Source organism: Naasia aerilata (genome assembly GCF_030296595.1).
GTDB lineage: Bacteria > Actinomycetota > Actinomycetes > Actinomycetales > Microbacteriaceae > Naasia > Naasia aerilata.
This window is the reverse complement of record NZ_AP027731.1, coordinates 896,960-914,436: the sequence shown is the minus strand read 5'-3', so window position 1 is coordinate 914,436 and position 17,477 is coordinate 896,960. Positions and strand designations below refer to the sequence as shown.

The following is a 17,477-nucleotide window of genomic DNA, read 5'->3' as shown; positions in this document are numbered from 1 at the left end:
TGGGGGCGAAATCGCAGCCGACCCCCATTAGACCCGCGGAACAGCGGGGGTCAACCGGGTGGGCTACCCCCGTTCGAGGCCTGGTGAGGAGCCTGTTCCGGGCGATAGCGTGACACTTGCCCGAACACCCGAACGGGCACGCTGCTTTCGACCCCAATCGCGGCGCCCCTGCACACACCCGGACATATCGTGACCACATACCCGAACGTGGTCGGCCGCTCCTTTACCCGAGGCGCGCTCTCGACTTCTCCCGCCCGTCCCTCCCGCGCACGGATGGGGGCCTAGCCATGCTGCGTCCCTACCGCTTCGAACGGGAGCTCGACCGCTCCATCGCCCAGTGGCTCGCCTGGCTGCCGCGCTGGGAGCCCGGCACCCTGCGCCGGCGCAGCGACGTCTGCACGATCTGCCCGCGCTACGCCGATGAGCTCGGTCTCGACGACCTGCCCCACGGCCCCCTGCACGCGCTCGTGACGAGCGTCGAGTCGCTGCTCATCGAGCACTTCCTTCGCAACTCCGCGGCCAAGTTCCCCGAGCTCGAGCGGGACGGCGAGTGGAAGGTGTGGCTCGACCGCGGCATCGTCCGGATTACCGCGAGCGACGGCCGTGAGGTCGACGAGCTGCTCGACGACGACGAGCCGGCGACGCCCCTGGACGCCCTGCTGCACGGCGGCGTGACGCCCGTGCAGGCCGCGGAGGCCCGCGTCGAGCTCGTCCGCCTGTACTACGGGCTCTTCCACGCGGCCGTGAACCGGCTCGGCAACCAGCGCACCGTGGTGCTGCGGGCCGTCGACGCCTACATCGAGCCCAAGATCCAGCGCATGGCCGAGGAGCTCGTCAGCGAGGTCTGCGGGGCGTAGCCCTTCACCTCCTGCCGAGCGCGCCCTGTACCGCCGAACGCGCCCCTTCTCCAGGGCGCGTTCGGCGTCTCGCACCGCGCTCGGCGGAAGGACCCCGCCGTGTCCTCATAAGTGCCGACACCCGGAAAAGGGATTCCGCGGCGTAAGACTGACCCGTACCTTCAATACCAGGGGGAATCACCCCGGGCTGCGTTCGGGGGAGCGTCGCCCGGGGACCACCCCGCCTATTTGCCCGCCGCTCCTCGCGCGGCGTGCGTCGGGGGCAGCCCGGCCGGCCCGGGGCGGCGGCCCGGCCTTCCGTACCAGCAGAGAGTTGCGTCCTCGCGGAACCGGTACTGCGTGGGGCAGTTCGGGCGCGTGACCCCCGTTTGTGGACTCGTGAGGGCGTTCGCCCGGTCCTAGCCTCGGATCACGCCCGATACCCGATCGGTCGTCCGGCCGCGACCACCCATCGCCCCCGGCACTGCTACCCGAACCAGAGCCGTGACCACGAACCCGAAAATCGGGGTCCGCAGCGCTGTACCCACCAGCGTTCCGTCGACCCTCAGCACCCCGTCCCGCGCAAGCCGGCGCCTCGCCGACCCCGCTTCGCCTCTTCTCGAGGCCGTCCGTCGCGTTCGCGCGCTCGGCGGCTCCGACCTGCACCTCGCAGCGGGCTCCGTGCCCCGGGCACGCGTGGACGGAACCCTCGTCCCGCTCGAGGACACCGCCGCGTGGCCCGCCGGTCTGCTCGAGGCCGAGCTCTCCACCGTGATGAGCCCCGAGCAGCAGGCCCGGTTCGACCAGGAGCTCGAGCTCGACTTCGCGTGGGAGACCGAGGACGGCATCCGCGTCCGCGCCAACGCCTACCGCTCCCGCGGCATGGTGGGCGCCGCCCTCCGCCTGGTCCCCGCCGGCGTGAAGTCGGTCCGCCAGCTCGGCCTGCCGGACGCCATCGCCGAGCTGGCCGACCTTCCGCGGGGCCTCGTCCTCGTCACGGGGCCGACCGGCTCCGGCAAGTCCGCGACGCTGGCGGCGATCCTCGACCGGATCAACTCCACGCGGTCGTGCCACATCCTCACGATCGAGGACCCGATCGAGGTGGTGCACGAGGGCAAGAAGGCCGTCGTGAACCAGCGCGAGATCGACCGCGACACCCGCGACTACGCGTCCGCGCTCCGCCAGGCGCTCCGCCAGGACCCCGACGTGATCCTGCTCGGCGAGCTCCGCGACCCCGAGACCATCTCGGTCGCGCTCAGCGCCGCGGAGACCGGCCACCTCGTCCTCGCGACCCTGCACACGCCCGACGCCGCTCAGACCATCGACCGCATCGTCGACGTCTTCCCGGCCGGCGCACAGGAGCAGGTGCGGTCGCAGCTGGCCCAGACGCTCAAGGCCGTGGTCGCCCAGACCCTCCTGCCCCGCGCCACGGGCAGCGGCCGCGTGGCCGCCGCCGAGGTGCTGCTCATGACCCCGGCGATCGCGAACCTGGTCCGGTCCGGCCGGACGCACCAGATCCCGTCGGCCCTCGCGATGGGCGCCGCCCACGGCATGCAGACCATGGATCAGCGCCTCGCGGAGCTCGTGCTCGAGGGCACGGTGTCCTCATCCGCCGCCCTGCAGGTCGCGCACGACAAGGAGATCCTCTCCCGTCTCCTGCGCGGCTCGCTCGCCGACTGGGCCGCGAACGCCGGCCTCGAGCGGAGCGCCTGATGCTTCCCTTCACCCCCGACATCGACGCCGAGGTCGACGCCATCGTCGCGGCCTGGACCACCGGCCTCAGCATCTGGCAGCTCGAGAGCGCCGAGGGCGGCTCCGGCATCTGCCGCGTCTGCCTCCGCTACGCCGCCGAGCTGCAGCTGGACGAGGTCCCGCACGACCTCCTGCACCTGCTCGCCGCCCCGCTCGAGTCGCTCATCACCACGCGCGCCGACACCGGAGACGATTCGCCCCTCGGCGACCTCGCCGTGGCCGAGGTGCTGCGCCGCCGCGCGATCGGCCGCATCCTGCCCCGCCACTCCGTCATCACCTGGGCGGTGGAGGCGTACGTCGAACCGCAGGTCCGCCGGCTCGTCGCCCGGCTCATGGAGGAGACCTGTGGCAGGTAGGAGTCGAGGATCCGGCGGCGACACCGGCGCCGGATCAGGCGATTCGAGGTCCGACCCTCTTACGGGCGCCCCACCTAAGGGGGCTCGTTGGCTGGGGGACATGGCCAATACCTTGGGGGACACCCAGGGGGACTCCCCTGCCTATGGCCGCCGATTCGAAGAGGGGCTCGTGACTTCACTCACCGAAGTGCTCGTCGTGCGTGGCCACCTGCCCGTCGACGCCATCGACCGGATCGGCGAGGGATCCGACGACGAGGCTCGCGTTCGCGAGTACCTCGCCTCGGGTGCCGTCACCGCCGCCCAGGTCGCCGCCGCCCGGGCATCGCAGCTCGGCTTCGCCTTCGTCGAGCTCGCCGAGCGCCAGCCGGACGCGTCCGCCGTCGCCCTCGTGCCCTCCACCCTGTGCCGCCGGCACGCCGTGCTGCCCCTCGGGGTCGAGCAGGGCCGCCTGGTTCTCGCGATGAGCGACCCGAACGACGTGCTCGCCCTCGACGATGTCCGCGCCGCCGCTGCCATGCCCATCCGCCCGGCCGTGGCCGAGCACGCGGATCTGATGGCGGCCATCGACCGCTTCTACCGCAACGACATCGAGCTCAACGACCTCACCACCTCCTTCGAGCGCGAGAGCTCAGCGACCGTCGTCGACGCGCAGATCGAGACGGACGACGACGACGCGCCCATCGTGCGCTTCGTGAACCTGCTCGTGAGCCAGGCGATCAAGGACAACGCCTCCGACATCCACATCGAGCCGGGTGAGGAGGAGCTGCGCGTCCGCTACCGCATCGACGGAGTCCTCCACGAGGTGCAGCGCGCTCCCCGCAACATCCAGGCCGGCGTCATCTCCCGCCTCAAGATCATGAGCGAGATCAACATCGCCGAGCGCCGCCGTCCCCAGGACGGGCGCATGTCCGTGTCGCACGGCGGCCGGCAGATCGATCTCCGCGTCGCGACCCTTCCCACGGTGTGGGGCGAGAAGGTCGTCATGCGCATCCTCGACAACTCGAACACCAAGCGCAACATGAGCGAGCTCGCCATGCTCGAGCGCAACTTCGAGACCTACCAGCGCTCCTACACCAAGCCCTACGGCATGATCCTCGTCACCGGCCCCACGGGGTCGGGCAAGTCGACGACCCTCTACACCACGCTGCACGCGGTGGCCCGGCCGGAGATCAACGTGATCACCGTCGAGGACCCGGTGGAGTACCGGATGGAGGGCATCAACCAGGTGCAGGTGAACCCCAAGGCGGGTCTCACCTTCGCGAGCGCCCTCCGCTCCATCCTCCGCAGCGACCCGGATGTGGTGCTGCTCGGTGAGATCCGCGACAAGGAGACGGCCCAGATCGCCATCGAGGCGTCGCTGACCGGCCACCTCGTGCTCTCGACGCTGCACACCAACGACGCCCCGAGCGCCGTCACCCGTCTCATCGAGATGGACATCGAGCCCTTCCTCGTCGGCAGCGCCCTCGACTGCGTCGTCGCTCAGCGCCTCGCGCGGCGGCTGTGCGAGAAGTGCAAGGAGCCGCACGAGATCAGCGCCACGGAACTGCTCGCGCTGGGCTTCCCTGACCGCGTGCTCGACGCCAAGCTGCCGTTCTTCCGCGCCGCGGGCTGCGCCGCCTGCTCCGGCACCGGGTACCGCGGACGGCTCGCGCTGCACGAGGTCATGGCCGTCTCGGAGCAGATCGAGCGGCTCGCCGTCGCCCGCGCCTCGAGCGCGGAGATCGCCCGCACGGCCGAGGCGGAGGGCATGATCACGCTCCGTCAGGACGGGTGGGCCAAGGTCCGTGCCGGCTTGACGTCATTGGACGAGGTGCTCCGCGTCGTCGCCTGACGAGCGGAAGCTACGTGAACTGGGGGGACAGTCACATGAGCGAGAACAATCTTCCGGGGGACCGCCCGCGGTCGCACACGGTCTGGGACATCGGCGTCGACGAGACGCCGCGCGGCGGCGACTTCGTGCCGATGCCGCTCGGGGAGACCCGGCCCCGCGGCCGGCGTGCCGCCGTCGTGGACGACGAGACGATCGCGGCCGCCGCGGCAGCCGCCGCGCGCATGCCCGTCCTCGAGGACACCGGCGAGGTGCCCGTGCTGCTGGAGGAGCCCCTCGAGCAGCCCGCCGCGCCGGTCGACCTGGGCGTGCCGTTCGCGGCGCCCGCCGCGGTCGTGCCTCCGGTCGTCGCTCCCGCCGCCCCGTCGGCGCCGTTCGCGGTCGGCCGGGACCCGGAGGCCGCCCTGCGCGCCGCCCTCCAGGCCGTCGTGGACCGCGGCGCCTCCGACCTGCACCTCGGTGCCGGCGCGCCGCCCAAGGTGCGCGTCGACGGCTCCCTCGCCTCCATCCCCGACGCCCCCATCTGGTCCGGCGCCGAGGTCGGCGCGATCCTCCGTGCCGTCATGAGCGAGACGCAGCGCCTCCGCTTCGCGCAGGAGCTCGAGCTCGACTTCGCCTACTCGCTCTCCGACGAGTACCGCTTCCGCGTCAACGTGTACCAGCAGCGCGAGTCGATGGGCGCGGCGTTCCGGCTCATCCCGACCAACATCAAGTCGCTCGAGGAGCTCGGCATCCCCGACTCCGTCGCGCGCTTCGCCCAGCTCCCGCGCGGCCTCGTCCTCGTCACCGGGCCCACCGGCTCGGGCAAGTCGACGACCCTCGCGGCGCTCATCGACCTCGCCAACCGGACCCGCAGCGACCACATCATGACGGTCGAGGACCCGATCGAGTTCCTGCACAGCAACAAGCGGTCCCTCGTCAACCAGCGCGAGGTGGGTGCCGACACGCACAGCTTCGCGGCGGCCCTGAAGCACGTGCTGCGGCAGGACCCCGACATCATCCTCATCGGCGAGCTGCGCGACCTCGAGACGATCAGCGTCGCGCTGACCGCGGCCGAGACCGGCCACCTCGTCTTCGCGACCCTGCACACGCAGGATGCCGCACAGACGGTCGACCGCATCATCGACGTCTTCGCGCCCGCCCAGCAGGGCCAGGTCCGCGCACAGCTGGCCGGCACGCTGCAGGGCGTCGTGAGCCAGACGCTCGTGCGCAAGGCGAGCGGCTCCGGCCGCGCCGTGGCCACCGAGGTGCTCGTCACGACGCCCGCCGTTGCGAACCTGATCCGCGAGGGCAAGACCTTCCAGATCTCCTCCGCCATGCAGGCCGGGCGCGACCTCGGCATGCACACGATGGACCAGCACCTCGCCGACCTCGTCGCGCAGGGCACGATCACCCGGCAGGCCGCCGCCGAGAAGGCGCACGACCTCGAGGGCCTCGGCCGCCTGCTCGGCCGCGCCGGCGCCGGCATGGGCGACCTCGATCTCGCCTACGCCGAGGCCGCGACCGCCGGGCAGGGAGTCCTGTCGTGAGCATCGCCGTCAAGACCTACACCCACCGCAGCCGCAACTCGGCGGGGAAGCTCGTCAAGGGCAGGCTCGACGCCGCGAGCGAGGCGGCCGCGCTCGGCAAGCTCCGCGGCATGGGGCTCGCGCCCGTCGCCATCGACGAGTTCGTGCCGGGCACGGGCCTGCAGCGCGAGATCGAGATCCCGGGCCTCAGCAAGGGCGTCGGCCTGAAGGACCTCGCGGTCGTCAGCCGCCAGCTCGCCACCATGCTCTCGGCCGGCCTCTCGCTGCTGCGGACGCTGAGCATCCTCAGCGAGCAGAGCCAGAACAAGAAGCTCGCCGAGGTCCTGGGGCAGGTCACGCAGGACGTCGAGACCGGCATCGCCTTCTCGACGGCCCTCGCCAAGCACCCGAAGATCTTCCCGCCGCTCATGATCAACATGGTCCGGGCGGGGGAGACGGGCGGGTTCCTCGACGGCGCCCTCGCCTCCATCGCGACGAACTTCGAGAAGGAGGCGAAGCTGCGGGCCACCATCAAGTCGGCCATGACCTATCCGGTCATGGTGCTGCTGATGTCGCTCGTAGCCGTCATCGCCATGCTCGTGTTCATCGTCCCGGTGTTCCAGCACATGTTCGAGGGGCTGGGGGACAGCTGCCGCTGCCCACCCAGATGCTCGTGACCATCTCGCAGAACATGGTCTGGCTGCTGCCGCTGCTCGCGGTCGCCGCGATCGCCGGCTCCGTCTGGTGGCGCGGGAACAAGGACAAGGACAGCGTGCGCAAGGTCGTGGACACCGCGAAGCTCAAGCTTCCCGTCTTCGGCCCGCTCATGGGCAAGATCGCGATCGCGCGCTTCACCCGCAACTTCGCCGACATGATCGCCGCCGGTGTGCCGATCCTCACCGCTCTGGCGGTCGTCGGGTCGACGTCCGGCAACTGGGTCCTCGAGAACGCCGCCACCAAGATCGGCGAGTCCGTGCGGCAGGGCCGGCCGATCGCCGAGCAGCTCTCCAAGGAGACCGTCTTCCCGCCCATGGTGGCCCAGATGATCTCCGTCGGGGAGGACTCGGGCGCGCTCGAGACGATGCTCGTCAAGGTGAGCGAGTTCTACGACTCCGAGATCGAGGCCACCACGGCGGCGCTCACCTCGCTCATCGAGCCCCTCCTCATCGCCTTCCTCGGCGTAGTGGTCGGCGGCATGATCGTCGCCCTCTACATGCCGATCTTCAACATCGCGACGCTCGTCCACTGAGCCTCGCCGGCGGCGTCCACTGAGCGTCGACGGCGGCGTCCTCGAGGGCGCCGACGGCAGCTTTCCCCGTGGGTCGAGCATGCCTCCGCACGACCCTCGCCATCGCCGTCCGAGGCCCGATGTACCCCGGTCGAGGGGCGCCATGTCCCTCCTATTGGGCGCGTGATCAGGGCATAAACCCCCCATTCGTGGACTGGGGGACCCCCGGGGTCCCCCTACCGTTGAGACGTCGGAGATCACACCACCGGATGCTCGGGGAGCTTCCGGCTCCGACAGTCCAACTTCACGAAATGGGGAATCCAATGATTCGCATCGCAGACGCGCTCGCGCGTTCTCGCGACCGCCTGAAGAAGAGCGACGAGGGCTTCACCCTCATCGAGCTCCTCGTGGTCGTCATCATCATCGGCATCCTGGCCGCCATCGCCATCCCGGTGTACATCGGCGTCCAGAACAACGCGAAGGACAGCGCCGCCAAGTCGGACCTGACCAACGCGAAGACCGCCGTCGTCGCCTACTACACCGACAAGGGCAGCTCGGCCGCGGCGCCGGCGCTCTCCGCCCTCGGCACCTACGGCTACACCAAGAGCACCACCGCGACCCTCGACATCAGCGGCATCGTCAGCTCGACGAGCTTCTGCCTCGACCTCGTCAGCGACTCGGGCTCGACCAACTCGTTCAAGATCACCGAGTCGGCCGGCGTCGTCAGCGGCGCCTGCTCGTAACCAGCACCTCTGCACCACCCTGTGGGGCGTCGCTGACGCGGCGCCCCACAGGCACATCTGAACACCTCTGCTGTACCCGACCGCACGCCTTGGGGAGGTGAACCGTGGTCGACACCAACGAACTCCGCCGGACGAACGACGACGGCTTCACGATCATCGAGGTCGTGGTCGCCATGATGGTCTTCGCGATCATCGCCCTCGGCGTCAGCTTCTCCACGATCACCACCATCCGGATGACCGGCGACGCGCGCTCGCGCGAGGTCGCCGCGAACCTCGCCGCAAGCGAGATCGACGCCGTGCGCGCAGCACCGGATCCCTTCACCGTCCTCGACGCCACGCGCACCGTGACGATCGACGGCACCCGCTACACCGTCGCGCGCTCGGCCGGGTGGGTCTCCACGACCGGCACCTCGAGCGGCTGCGGCACCGGCACCGGCAACCTGCAGTACAAGCGGGTCAACGTCGCCGTCTCCTGGTCGGGGCAGCTCAACAGCAACTCCGCTGCGCGCGCCGACACGATCCTCGCGCCCAGCTCCCGCCTCAACGACCCCCGCTACGGCTCCGTGCTCGTCTCGGTGCTCGACGCCAACGGCGCAGGCGCCTCCGGCGTCACCGTGAGCCTCTCGTCGACCGCGGGCGGAGCGACGGTGACGAGCTCCATCCCGAGCACGGACGCCGACGGCTGCAGCTACGCGTTCAAGGTCAGCGAGGGCACCTACGAGGTCCGGGTCTCCCGCAGCGCCTCGCTCGACCCCGCTCAGCAGAGCACGCCCGTCAAGACCATCGTCGTCAAGAAGGGGAGACCATCGCGAGCTCGTTCCTCTACGACTACGCCGCCTCTCTCCTGCCCCGCTACGGCGCCGGCTCCAACCCCACGCCCCTCCTGCCCACCTCCGGTCTCGACGTCAGCTACTTCGGCGCGACCGGGGTGAGCGTGGTGCACGGCACCCCTCAGCTCGTTCCGCTCTTCCCCTCCGGGTCCGGCTACGCCGCTGTCGCGGGCAAGGCCGTCAACTCGGCCGGGGTTCCGGCCTGCGCCTCCATCGATCCCGGTTCGTGGACCGCCGGAACCGTCGCCGGCAAGGCGCTCGCGGCCGGAACGCGCAGCCCCGCCGCTGCCGCCACCGCGCGCGGCACCGCGGGCGTCGACGTGCGGACCGCGCAGGTCGGGGTCGCGCTCGCCGGTCCGACGTCCGTCCGCGTGGTCTCCGCTCCCGCCGCCGCGGGAACCGGGGATCCCGGCTGCTCCGTCCCGATGACCTACACCTGGGATGCCCTTCCCGCTTCCGGGGCGGTCACGCTCGGGGTGCCCTTCGGCTCCTGGACCGTGCAGGAGAAGGCGCCGGACGGCACCTGGGTCGCGATCCCGCCCGCCCGGCTCACCGCGCCGACCAACGCGGCCGGCCCAGCCGTCTCGACGCCGGTCGTCACCCTCGACCCGAGGCCGCTGGCATGAACGCCCTCCGTCGTCGCCTCCGCACCCAGGAATCGGGGATCGGCATGGTCGAGCTCCTCGTCTCCATGATGCTGAGCGCTGTCCTGCTCGCCATGGTCGGCACCATGTTCGTCAACATCGCGCGGGCGACCACCTCCGCGAACCAGTCCCGCGAGGGCTCGAGCACCGCCGGCACGCTCGCGAACGAGCTCAGCCGGGTCATCCGCTCGGCGACCCCGAATGCGGTCGCCGGTCAGCCGACCCTTGACGCGGCCATCGTCGCCGGCACGGCTCAGTCCGTCACCCTCTACTCCCTGACGGGAGCGAGCGCCTCGGCGCCCGCTCCCGTGAAGGTGCGCTTCACAGTGGTGGGCGGGCAGCTGGTCGAGGAGCGCTGGCGTGCAGTCGCCTCGGGCGGCTACTGGACGTTCGGCACGGGGGCTGCGGAGCTCACCCGCACGCTCGGCGGCGTGGTCGTGGCACCCACCGGGACCGACGATCCGCTGTTCGTCTATCTCAACGGCGCCGGCGCGGCCGTTCCTCCCGGCAGCACGGGGCTGACCCCCGACCAGCGCGCCTCCGTGGCGTCCGTCAAGGTCACGGTCCGCGTCCGCGGTGCCTCGTCAGCGTCCGCTCCCGTGATCGTCCTGCAGAACACCGTCGGCATGCCGAACCTCGCCTACACCGGGGGAGCCGCTGATGTTCACCAAGCTATTCCGCCGGATCCGCCGCGACGACGACGGCTATGCGCTGCTCGCAGTGATGGGCATCGGCATCGTGCTGCTCCTCATGGTCGCGGGGTCTCTGGGGGTCGCGACGGGCGGCTTCACGAAGGCGCGCACCGACGACGACTGGAACGCCGCCCTCAGCGCCGCCTACGGCGGGCTTGCCGAGTACCAGAGCCGGCTCGGCAACGACAGCACCTATTCGCAGTACGGCAACCCGTCGGCGCCGTTCAGCGCGGTCAGCAGCAGCACCGTCACGCTGCCTTCCGGAGCGACCGCGAACCCGGCCTTCGGGATCGGCGCCTCGGGACCCTGGGCCACCATCCCGGGCGGCACCGCCGCGTACCGGTACGAGGTGGACAACACCGACTACGCCTCCGCGGGCATCATCCACCTCCGCGTGACCGGTCGCGCGGGCGACCAGACGCGCTCCATCGTCGCCGATCTGCGGCAGACGGGCTTCCTCGACTTCCTCTACTTCACCGACAAGGAGGTGCAGGACCCGACACTGCGCGGCCGGCCTGTGTCGGACTGCGACACCTACGCCTGGGCCACACCCGCCCGCAACGTCGCGACCTGCCCGATCATCCAGTTCGCCGCCGCCGACACCATCAACGGGCCCCTGCACAGCAACGACGAGCTCCAGATCTGCGGCGCCCGGTTCAACGGTCCGGTGACGACCGCGAGCAAGCTCAGCGAGCCGCGCTACTACTCGATCCCGTCCGGCTGCAGCACAACGACCCCCACGTTCGCCGTGGGGACCGGACCCGCGCTCAAGGGGATGCTCGGCATGCCGGCGACCAACCTCGCGCTCAAGGAGGAGACGCGGGTCGACCTCGACACCGCCCGGCCCGGGTGCATGTACACCGGGCCCACGCAGATCACCTTCAACGGCGATGGCACCATGACCGTGAAGTCGCCGTGGACCCTCGTCACCCAGCCCTCCCTCACGCAGGGGATCCCCAGCAAGAGCCCGGCCGCGCTGTGCGGCAAGACGGGCACCAACGGCAACGCGCTCGGCAGCGCCAACGGAGCGACGATCCCGGTGGTTCCGAGCAACCTCGTCTACGTCCAGAACGTGCCGGCGGGGACGAGCGATCCCAATGCCTGGAGCGCCGGCACCTATCCGAACAACTTCACCTGCTTCGGAACCAGTGACTTCCCGGGCTGGACCTTCGGCGGGGCGTCCTATCCGACCGCCAACGAGGCTCAGCCCATCGGCACCAGCGCGACCAACCCCGCCTACGGATGCCGCAACGGCGACGCCTTCGTGCGAGGAGGCGTCGCGGGGGCCATCACCGTCGCCGCGGAGAACTACATCTACATCACCGGCAACCTCACCTACGTGAATTCCCAGCGCGACATCCTCGGCCTGATCGGCAACAACGCCGTCCAGGTGTGGAACCCCCGGGCGAACGGGGGCGGGCTCGTCGACCCGTCGGCGAACCGCACCGTGCAGGCGGCCATCATGTCCACGGCCCACACCTTCACCGTGCAGAACTACACGGTGGCTCCCGCGCGCGGCACGCTCACCGTGCTCGGTGCGATCGTCCAGTACTTCCGCGGCCCGGTGGCGCAGTCCTCCGGCGGCGGGATCGGATCCGGGTTCGCGAAGAACTACAACTACGACACCCGCCTCCGCTCCGCTGCGCCGCCCAAGTTCCTCCAGCCCACCTCGACCACCTACGCCGTGACGCAGGTCGCCGACGTGCCCTCCGCCTTCACCGCGAAGGGGTGGCCCAGTGATCGCCGATACCGCCGCGGTGCTGCGCTTCGCGCCCGCCCTGGTCGCCGTCTTCGGGCTGGCGATCGGCTCCTTCCTCAACGTCGTGGTGCACCGCGTGCCCCGCCGGCTGTCCGTCGTCGCGCCCGCCTCGGCGTGCCCCGGCTGCGGCAGCGCCATCGCCGCACGGGACAACGTCCCGGTGCTGTCCTGGCTGCTGCTCGGCGGACGATGCCGCAGTTGCCGGATGGCCATCCCCGCCCGCTACCCGGCCGTCGAGGCGCTCACCGCCGGCGCGTTCGTGGTCGTCGCCGTCCGCTTCCTGCCGATCGACGTCACCGACGGGGCAGCGCTCGCCGCGGGCCTTCTGACCCTCGTCGCGTTCCTCTACCTCGCCGCGATCTCCGTGGCGCTCACCGCGATCGACCTCGAGCTGCACCGGCTGCCGAACCGCATCGTGCTGCCCGCCTACCTCGTGGCCGCCGTGCTGCTCGGCACGGCCGGTGCGCTCACCGGCGACCTCGTCGCGCTCGCCACGGCGGGCGTCGGCGCCGTCGCGTCCTTCGGGCTGCACCTCGGGCTCGCCATCGCCCGTCCGGGCGGCATGGGCATGGGTGACGTGAAGCTCGCCGGCGTGCTCGGCCTCTTCCTCGGCTTCCTGGGTCCCGCACCCCTCCTGGTCGGCATCTTCGCCGCCTTCCTCCTCGGCGGAATCGCCGGGATCGTCGTGCTCGTCGCCCGCCGCGGCACACGGCGCACCGCTCTCCCGTTCGGCCCGTGGATGCTCGCGGGCGCCTGGATCGGGATCCTCGCCGGCGAGCCCTCGCCGCCGCCTACCTCTCGCTTGCCGGATTGAACTGAGGAGCACCACATGACGAAGACCAGCGTCGTCGGGATCGACTTCGGGAAGGGGTGCTCCGCGCCGTCGAGGTGGGGGAGCCCACCGGACCGCGTCCCGTGATCCTGCGCCACCACGAGATCCCGCTCCCGCCCGGCTCCGTGCTCGGCGGGGAGGTCCGCAACATCGAGCAGGTGTCGGATGCGCTCCGCCTGCTCTGGAGCGAGGCCGGCTTCAAGACCAAGAAGGTCGTCCTCGGCATGGGCAACCAGCGCGTGCTGGTCCGGGAGCTCGCGATGCCGAAGATGCCGCTCGAGCGGATCCGCGAGGCGCTGCCGTTCCAGGTGCAGGAGCTCCTGCCCGTGCCGGTCGCCGACGCGCTCCTCGACTTCTATCCGATCGCCGAGGGCGAGTCGGACGGGTCCGAGGTCATCAACGGGCTCCTCGTGGCCGCCGTGCGAGGTGCGGTGGAGGCGAACGTGGACGCGGTCGTCAAGGCGGGCCTCGACCCCGTCGCGGTCGACCTCATCCCCTTCGCGCTCACCCGCGTGCTCCTGCCCGTCGGCGACGACAGCCACACGGCGCTCGTCCACATCGGCGCCACCACGACATGCGTCGTGTTCGTCGCGAACGGCATCCCGCAGTTCGTGCGCATCATCCCCGCAGGCGGCGATGACGTCACCCGGGCGCTCGTCACCCGCTTCGACGTCGACGCGCTGACCGCGGACGAGATGAAGCGCAACCTCGGACTCGAGGGCCGCGTGAAGCAGAAGGACAAGGGCGCCGTCGAGGCGATGTTCGAGGTCACGGGCGAGCTGCTCACGAGCCTCCGGAACACCTTCGCGTTCTACCTCAACACGCGCAGCGTGGACGCGCTCGACCGCGTCGTCCTCAGCGGCGGCGGAGCACGGCTCGACGGGCTCGCGAAGGCGCTCGGCGAGGTCTCCCGGCTCCGGATCGACGTCATCGACCCGGCCTCCACCTTCACCCTCGCGGACACCGTCGATGCGGCGGCGTTCAGCGACTCGCGCGGCGACTACGCCGTCGCACTCGGCCTCACCCTGGGGAGCGCAGCATGACCACCACCCTCGAGCCCCCGTCGGGGCGATCGCACCCGTCGCGCCGGAACCGGTCCGGCGCCGCTCCGGCATCGGCGGATCGCCGCGCGTCGACCTGCTGCCGCAGGCGCTTCGCGTCCGTCAGCAGCAGAAGCGCCGCCGGCGCCTCCTCCGCGTCGCGTTCGCGGTGGTCTTCGCCCTCGTCGTGCTCGCGACCGGTGGCGCCTTCGCCCTCAACTCCGCGGCGCAGAGCTCGCTGACCGCCGCCCAGGACGAGACGCTCACGCTGCTGACGCAGCAGGGGCAGTACGCCGACCTCAAGCAGGTGCAGGAGCGCATCGCGCTCACCGAGGCCGCACAGGCCGTCGGGGCGTCCCCCGAGGTCGACTGGAGCTCTTACCTGTCGACCCTGCGCGGCACCCTGCCGGGCGGCGTCACCCTCACCTCGGTGAGCGTCGACTCGGCCACGGCAACGGAGGGGTACGAGCAGCCGACCGTGCCGCTCGAGGGCCCGCGCATCGCGACGCTCAACTTCACCGCCATGAGCCCCACCCTCCCCGACGTTCCCACCTGGATCGACGCGCTCGCGACGCTCCCGGCGTTCGTGGATGCGGTGCCCAACTCGGTGACGCTCGACGAGAGCGGCGCCTACGTCGTGGACATGACCCTGCATGTCGGCCCGGACGCCTACTCCGGCCGGTTCACCCCCGCGGAAGGCGGCGCCAAGTGACTCTCGCACTCGACCACCGCACCAAGGTGCTCATCGCCGTGGTGCTCATGCTCGCCCTCGCGGTGGGCGGCTGGCTCATCGGGGTGCAGCCGGCGCTCGGCTCGGCACTCGCCGCAGCCGCACAGGAGGCCGACGTCTGCGTCCAGAACGACGCGGCGCGCGCGCAGCTCGCGCAGCTCGAGGAGGCGAACAAGAACCTCCCCGCGCTGAAGGAGCAGCTCACTGCACTCCAGCAGTCGGTCCCGTCGACGCCCAGCACGGCGGCCCTCCTGGCCGATCTGAACGGGCTCGCCGCATCCTCCGGCGTCGCCATCGACCGGTTCACCGTCGACGCCTCCGCGCCCTACACGGCGCCCGGGACCGACGCCACCGGCGCCGCTCCGGCCGATGCCGCGGCCGCGCCCGCGGTCGACCCGAAGCTCGTGCCCCTCACTGATCCGCGCATCACGGAGACGAACCTCGTCGTGGTGCCGGTCTCGGTGGACGTCTCGGGCGGCTTCGACAGCGTCCTCGGCTTTCTGTCCGGGATCCAGACCAGCCACCGCCTGTTCCTGGTCACGCGCATCTCGAGCGTGAGCGACGCCGACCAGGGCGGCGACGCGGGCACGGTCAAGGCGACCGTGGCCGGGTTCGTCTACGTGCTGCTCGACCCGGAGGCGGCCCCCGCGGGCGACGCGAGCTGAGCCTCCCTCGCCCCCGGAAGGCCCGGTCATAGACTTGGGCCGTTCCGGGGGCGCGCCCTCCGCCGACGCGAAGAGGCAGCATGACCGACGACACGTCCCCCCGCCGCACCCCGAGACGCGCTTCGAGCCCCGCCGGTCCGGGCGCCGGTCGTTCCGAGGAGCCCGCTCCCAGCGCGGACGCCGCGGCCGTCGGAGAGCCCACGATCGTCGAGTCCCACGAGGTGCCGGCCGAGACCGCCGTGCTGCACAACCCGGCCGAAGTCGCCGCCGCCGAGAACGGTCCCGCGCACCGTGCGGACGGTCCGGTCGACGGCATCGAGGACGACTCGCCCGCCGACGTGCCGGAGCCGGCTCGGTCCGCACGTGGGGTCGCGGCCGTCCCTGTGTCCTCGTCGCGTGAGGCATCCGCGCTCCGCGACGGAGGCGAGCCCGCCGCCGCCCCCGAAGCGGCGGAGCGCGAGCCGGTCGCCCCATTAGACCCCCGCGACGCGCCTGTCGCCGAGCCCGCCGCCGCTGCCGTGCCGGTGCCCGAGCGGCGTTCGGAGGCCCAGGAGGCCTCGGTCCGCGAGCCCGACCGTTCGCCGGAGCTCGAGCGCGAGCCCGAGCGTGTGGCCGCGGTCCCCGTGGAGCCCGCTGCCGCGTCCGAGACCACCCGTATCGAGCCCGAGCCCGTCCGTGAGCCCGAGCCTTTGCGGGAGGCCGAGCCCGTGCGCGAGGCGGAGCCGGTGCGTGGGCCCGAGCCGGTGGGTGAGCCGGAGCGCATGACGATCCACGAGCCTCGCCCGGAGGAGCGGGATCAACCGACCTTCGCGGCGCCTGCGACCACCCCGGTCCCGCCGCCCGTCCCCGCGCCGATGGCTCCGGTCGTCGAGACCGGCACCGGGCCGGTCGCCGCGCCGCCCGCACCTCGCACGGTGTACGTCGAGTCGCCTCTTCCGCCCAAGAAGAAGGGCAACCGCGGCTTCGGCGTCCTCATGGCGATCCTCGCGACCATCGTCTACGCACTCGTGTGGGCGGGCGCCGCTGCGCTCATCATCGCGATCGGCACGAGCTCCGACCGGTTCGTGGAGTCGTTCGGCAACTTCGTGGTCAGCCCGGCCTACTGGGGGCCCGTGCTCGTCTTCGCGATCGCGACGATCGTCCTCGCCCTCATCGTCAACAAGGGCGGGTGGGGCTGGTGGATCATCGGCGGCTTCATCGTGGCGGTGGTCGTCTACTTCGGCTACCTCGGCAGTGCCCTGTTGACGGTGGCGAACCAGATCACCCCTCCGACGTCGGCGCGTTCGTCAGTCGCGTCGCGCTCTCGGCTCCCGCCATCGCGGCGGCAGTGGTGGCCCGCGAGGTGCCGATCTGGTTCGGCGCCGCGGCTGCAGCCCGAGGCCGCAAGGTCAAGGCGAAGAACGCCGAGACGCGCGCGGCCTTCGACCGCGAGCAGGCGGAGCGGAAGGCCGAGGCCGAGCGCGCACGTGCAGGCTACGCGGCGGCCGACAGCTGACGCACCCCTGCTGAAACGCCCGCCGGTGCACTCCGCCGGCGGGCGTTCCCGTTGGTGGGGGAGTGGCCCTGCCCGCATCACTTCGGACAAACCGCAACCGGAGACCGATGCGGATAGTCCGCAGTGATGCGGTTGAGGTGGCCATGGGTGCGTGGCCTGGTGGAGGAGGACGGGTCCGGGTCGGTGCACCATCCCTCGAGCACGGTGGGCGCCCGAGCGAGAAGGAGGATCCGCTTCGGAGCGTGCGGAGGATCGGGGCGTGAAGTCGGCTTAAGACAGGAAGAGTGGTCGGCCCGGGCGCGGATGTCGCGTCCCACAGGTTGGCGCTTCCGTTCCCCTCGCTTGTCGCGCATGTGTCGAGCGCCGGCGAGGAGGGGCCGGCGGCTTCTCTCTTCCACCGAGCGCGGTGCGAGGCGTCGCTCGGCGCGTCCTCCTCCACCCAGCGCGGTGCGTGACGACGAGCGCGGCCCGTCTACGCACCGCGTTCGTCGCTACGGCCCGCGCTCGGCGAACGCGGGGCGAGGCGCCAGCGACGCCCT

General features: G+C 71.4%; 18 protein-coding genes. 15 read left to right on the top strand and 3 right to left on the bottom strand.

Translation table 11 applies throughout. The features are described from left to right. Positions 1-287: 287 nt before the first annotated feature. The 10 genes from QUE51_RS05015 to QUE51_RS04975 all read left to right on the top strand — a co-directional run bounded on the left by QUE51_RS05015 (position 288) and on the right by QUE51_RS04975 (position 9,707). Positions 288-857 carry a hypothetical protein gene (locus tag QUE51_RS05015; protein WP_286278528.1) on the top strand — a complete coding sequence of 190 codons (570 nt, stop codon included), beginning with the start codon at positions 288-290 and terminating at the stop codon, positions 855-857. A gap of 483 nt (positions 858-1,340) precedes the next feature. After that, on the top strand, positions 1,341-2,549 hold the full coding sequence (locus tag QUE51_RS05010) for a type IV pilus twitching motility protein PilT (RefSeq protein WP_286278527.1): 1,209 nt from the start codon (positions 1,341-1,343) through the stop codon (positions 2,547-2,549). Continuing rightward, complete coding sequence (locus QUE51_RS05005) at positions 2,549-2,944, top strand: hypothetical protein (protein ID WP_286278526.1); 396 nt, start codon at positions 2,549-2,551, stop codon at positions 2,942-2,944. Before QUE51_RS05010 ends, QUE51_RS05005 begins: the two co-directional genes overlap by 1 nt. Positions 2,945-3,113: 169 nt before the next feature. Then, entirely contained in the window at positions 3,114-4,775 is a 1,662-nt protein-coding gene (locus QUE51_RS05000; RefSeq protein ID WP_286278525.1) for a GspE/PulE family protein, read from the top strand. Between the two features lie 35 nt (positions 4,776-4,810). Then, positions 4,811-6,301: a type IV pilus twitching motility protein PilT gene (locus tag QUE51_RS04995; RefSeq protein ID WP_286278524.1), complete on the top strand. Its 1,491-nt coding sequence runs from the start codon at positions 4,811-4,813 to the stop codon at positions 6,299-6,301. Next, complete coding sequence (locus QUE51_RS17810) at positions 6,298-6,957, top strand: type II secretion system F family protein (RefSeq protein WP_350226719.1); 660 nt, start codon at positions 6,298-6,300, stop codon at positions 6,955-6,957. Before QUE51_RS04995 ends, QUE51_RS17810 begins: the two co-directional genes overlap by 4 nt. Further along, positions 6,954-7,529: a type II secretion system F family protein gene (locus QUE51_RS17805; RefSeq protein ID WP_350226718.1), complete on the top strand. Its 576-nt coding sequence runs from the start codon at positions 6,954-6,956 to the stop codon at positions 7,527-7,529. Before QUE51_RS17810 ends, QUE51_RS17805 begins: the two co-directional genes overlap by 4 nt. Positions 7,530-7,831: 302 nt before the next feature. Continuing rightward, a complete protein-coding gene (locus QUE51_RS04985; RefSeq protein WP_286278523.1) occupies positions 7,832-8,251 on the top strand; it encodes a type II secretion system protein in 420 nt (139 codons plus the stop codon). Between the two features lie 104 nt (positions 8,252-8,355). Beyond that, the gene (locus QUE51_RS04980) at positions 8,356-9,183 is read left to right on the top strand and encodes a prepilin-type N-terminal cleavage/methylation domain-containing protein (RefSeq protein ID WP_286278522.1); all 828 of its coding nucleotides are present in this window, start codon (positions 8,356-8,358) and stop codon (positions 9,181-9,183) included. Beyond that, positions 9,180-9,707, top strand: a complete 528-nt coding sequence (locus QUE51_RS04975) for a hypothetical protein (RefSeq protein ID WP_286278521.1) — start codon at positions 9,180-9,182, stop codon at positions 9,705-9,707. Before QUE51_RS04980 ends, QUE51_RS04975 begins: the two co-directional genes overlap by 4 nt. On the opposite strand, the gene QUE51_RS04970 is transcribed toward QUE51_RS04975, so the two are convergent. From QUE51_RS04970 to QUE51_RS04960, 3 genes are all read right to left on the bottom strand, one after another. Then, positions 9,679-9,909, bottom strand: coding sequence for a hypothetical protein (locus QUE51_RS04970; protein ID WP_286278520.1), 231 nt, complete (start codon positions 9,907-9,909; stop codon positions 9,679-9,681). The two genes, QUE51_RS04975 and QUE51_RS04970, sit on opposite strands and share 29 nt — an antisense overlap. A gap of 700 nt (positions 9,910-10,609) precedes the next feature. After that, positions 10,610-10,777, bottom strand: a complete 168-nt coding sequence (locus QUE51_RS04965; RefSeq protein ID WP_286278519.1) for a hypothetical protein — start codon at positions 10,775-10,777, stop codon at positions 10,610-10,612. A 342-nt stretch (positions 10,778-11,119) separates the two neighbouring features. Further along, positions 11,120-11,347, bottom strand: coding sequence for a hypothetical protein (locus QUE51_RS04960; protein ID WP_286278518.1), 228 nt, complete (start codon positions 11,345-11,347; stop codon positions 11,120-11,122). Between the two features lie 806 nt (positions 11,348-12,153). Between QUE51_RS04960 and QUE51_RS04955 the strand changes: the two genes are divergently transcribed. From QUE51_RS04955 to QUE51_RS04935, 5 genes are all read left to right on the top strand, one after another. After that, complete coding sequence (locus tag QUE51_RS04955) at positions 12,154-12,990, top strand: prepilin peptidase (RefSeq protein WP_350226717.1); 837 nt, start codon at positions 12,154-12,156, stop codon at positions 12,988-12,990. Between the two features lie 56 nt (positions 12,991-13,046). Beyond that, on the top strand, positions 13,047-14,051 hold the full coding sequence (gene pilM, locus QUE51_RS04950; protein ID WP_286278517.1) for a type IV pilus assembly protein PilM: 1,005 nt from the start codon (positions 13,047-13,049) through the stop codon (positions 14,049-14,051). Further along, complete coding sequence (locus QUE51_RS04945; protein ID WP_286279496.1) at positions 13,978-14,760, top strand: hypothetical protein; 783 nt, start codon at positions 13,978-13,980, stop codon at positions 14,758-14,760. Before pilM ends, QUE51_RS04945 begins: the two co-directional genes overlap by 74 nt. Further along, positions 14,757-15,443 carry a type IV pilus inner membrane component PilO gene (locus QUE51_RS04940; RefSeq protein WP_286278516.1) on the top strand — a complete coding sequence of 229 codons (687 nt, stop codon included), beginning with the start codon at positions 14,757-14,759 and terminating at the stop codon, positions 15,441-15,443. Before QUE51_RS04945 ends, QUE51_RS04940 begins: the two co-directional genes overlap by 4 nt. 80 nt (positions 15,444-15,523) lie before the next feature. After that, the gene (locus QUE51_RS04935; protein ID WP_286278515.1) at positions 15,524-17,065 is read left to right on the top strand and encodes a hypothetical protein; all 1,542 of its coding nucleotides are present in this window, start codon (positions 15,524-15,526) and stop codon (positions 17,063-17,065) included. The last annotated feature ends 412 nt before the right edge of the window (positions 17,066-17,477 follow it).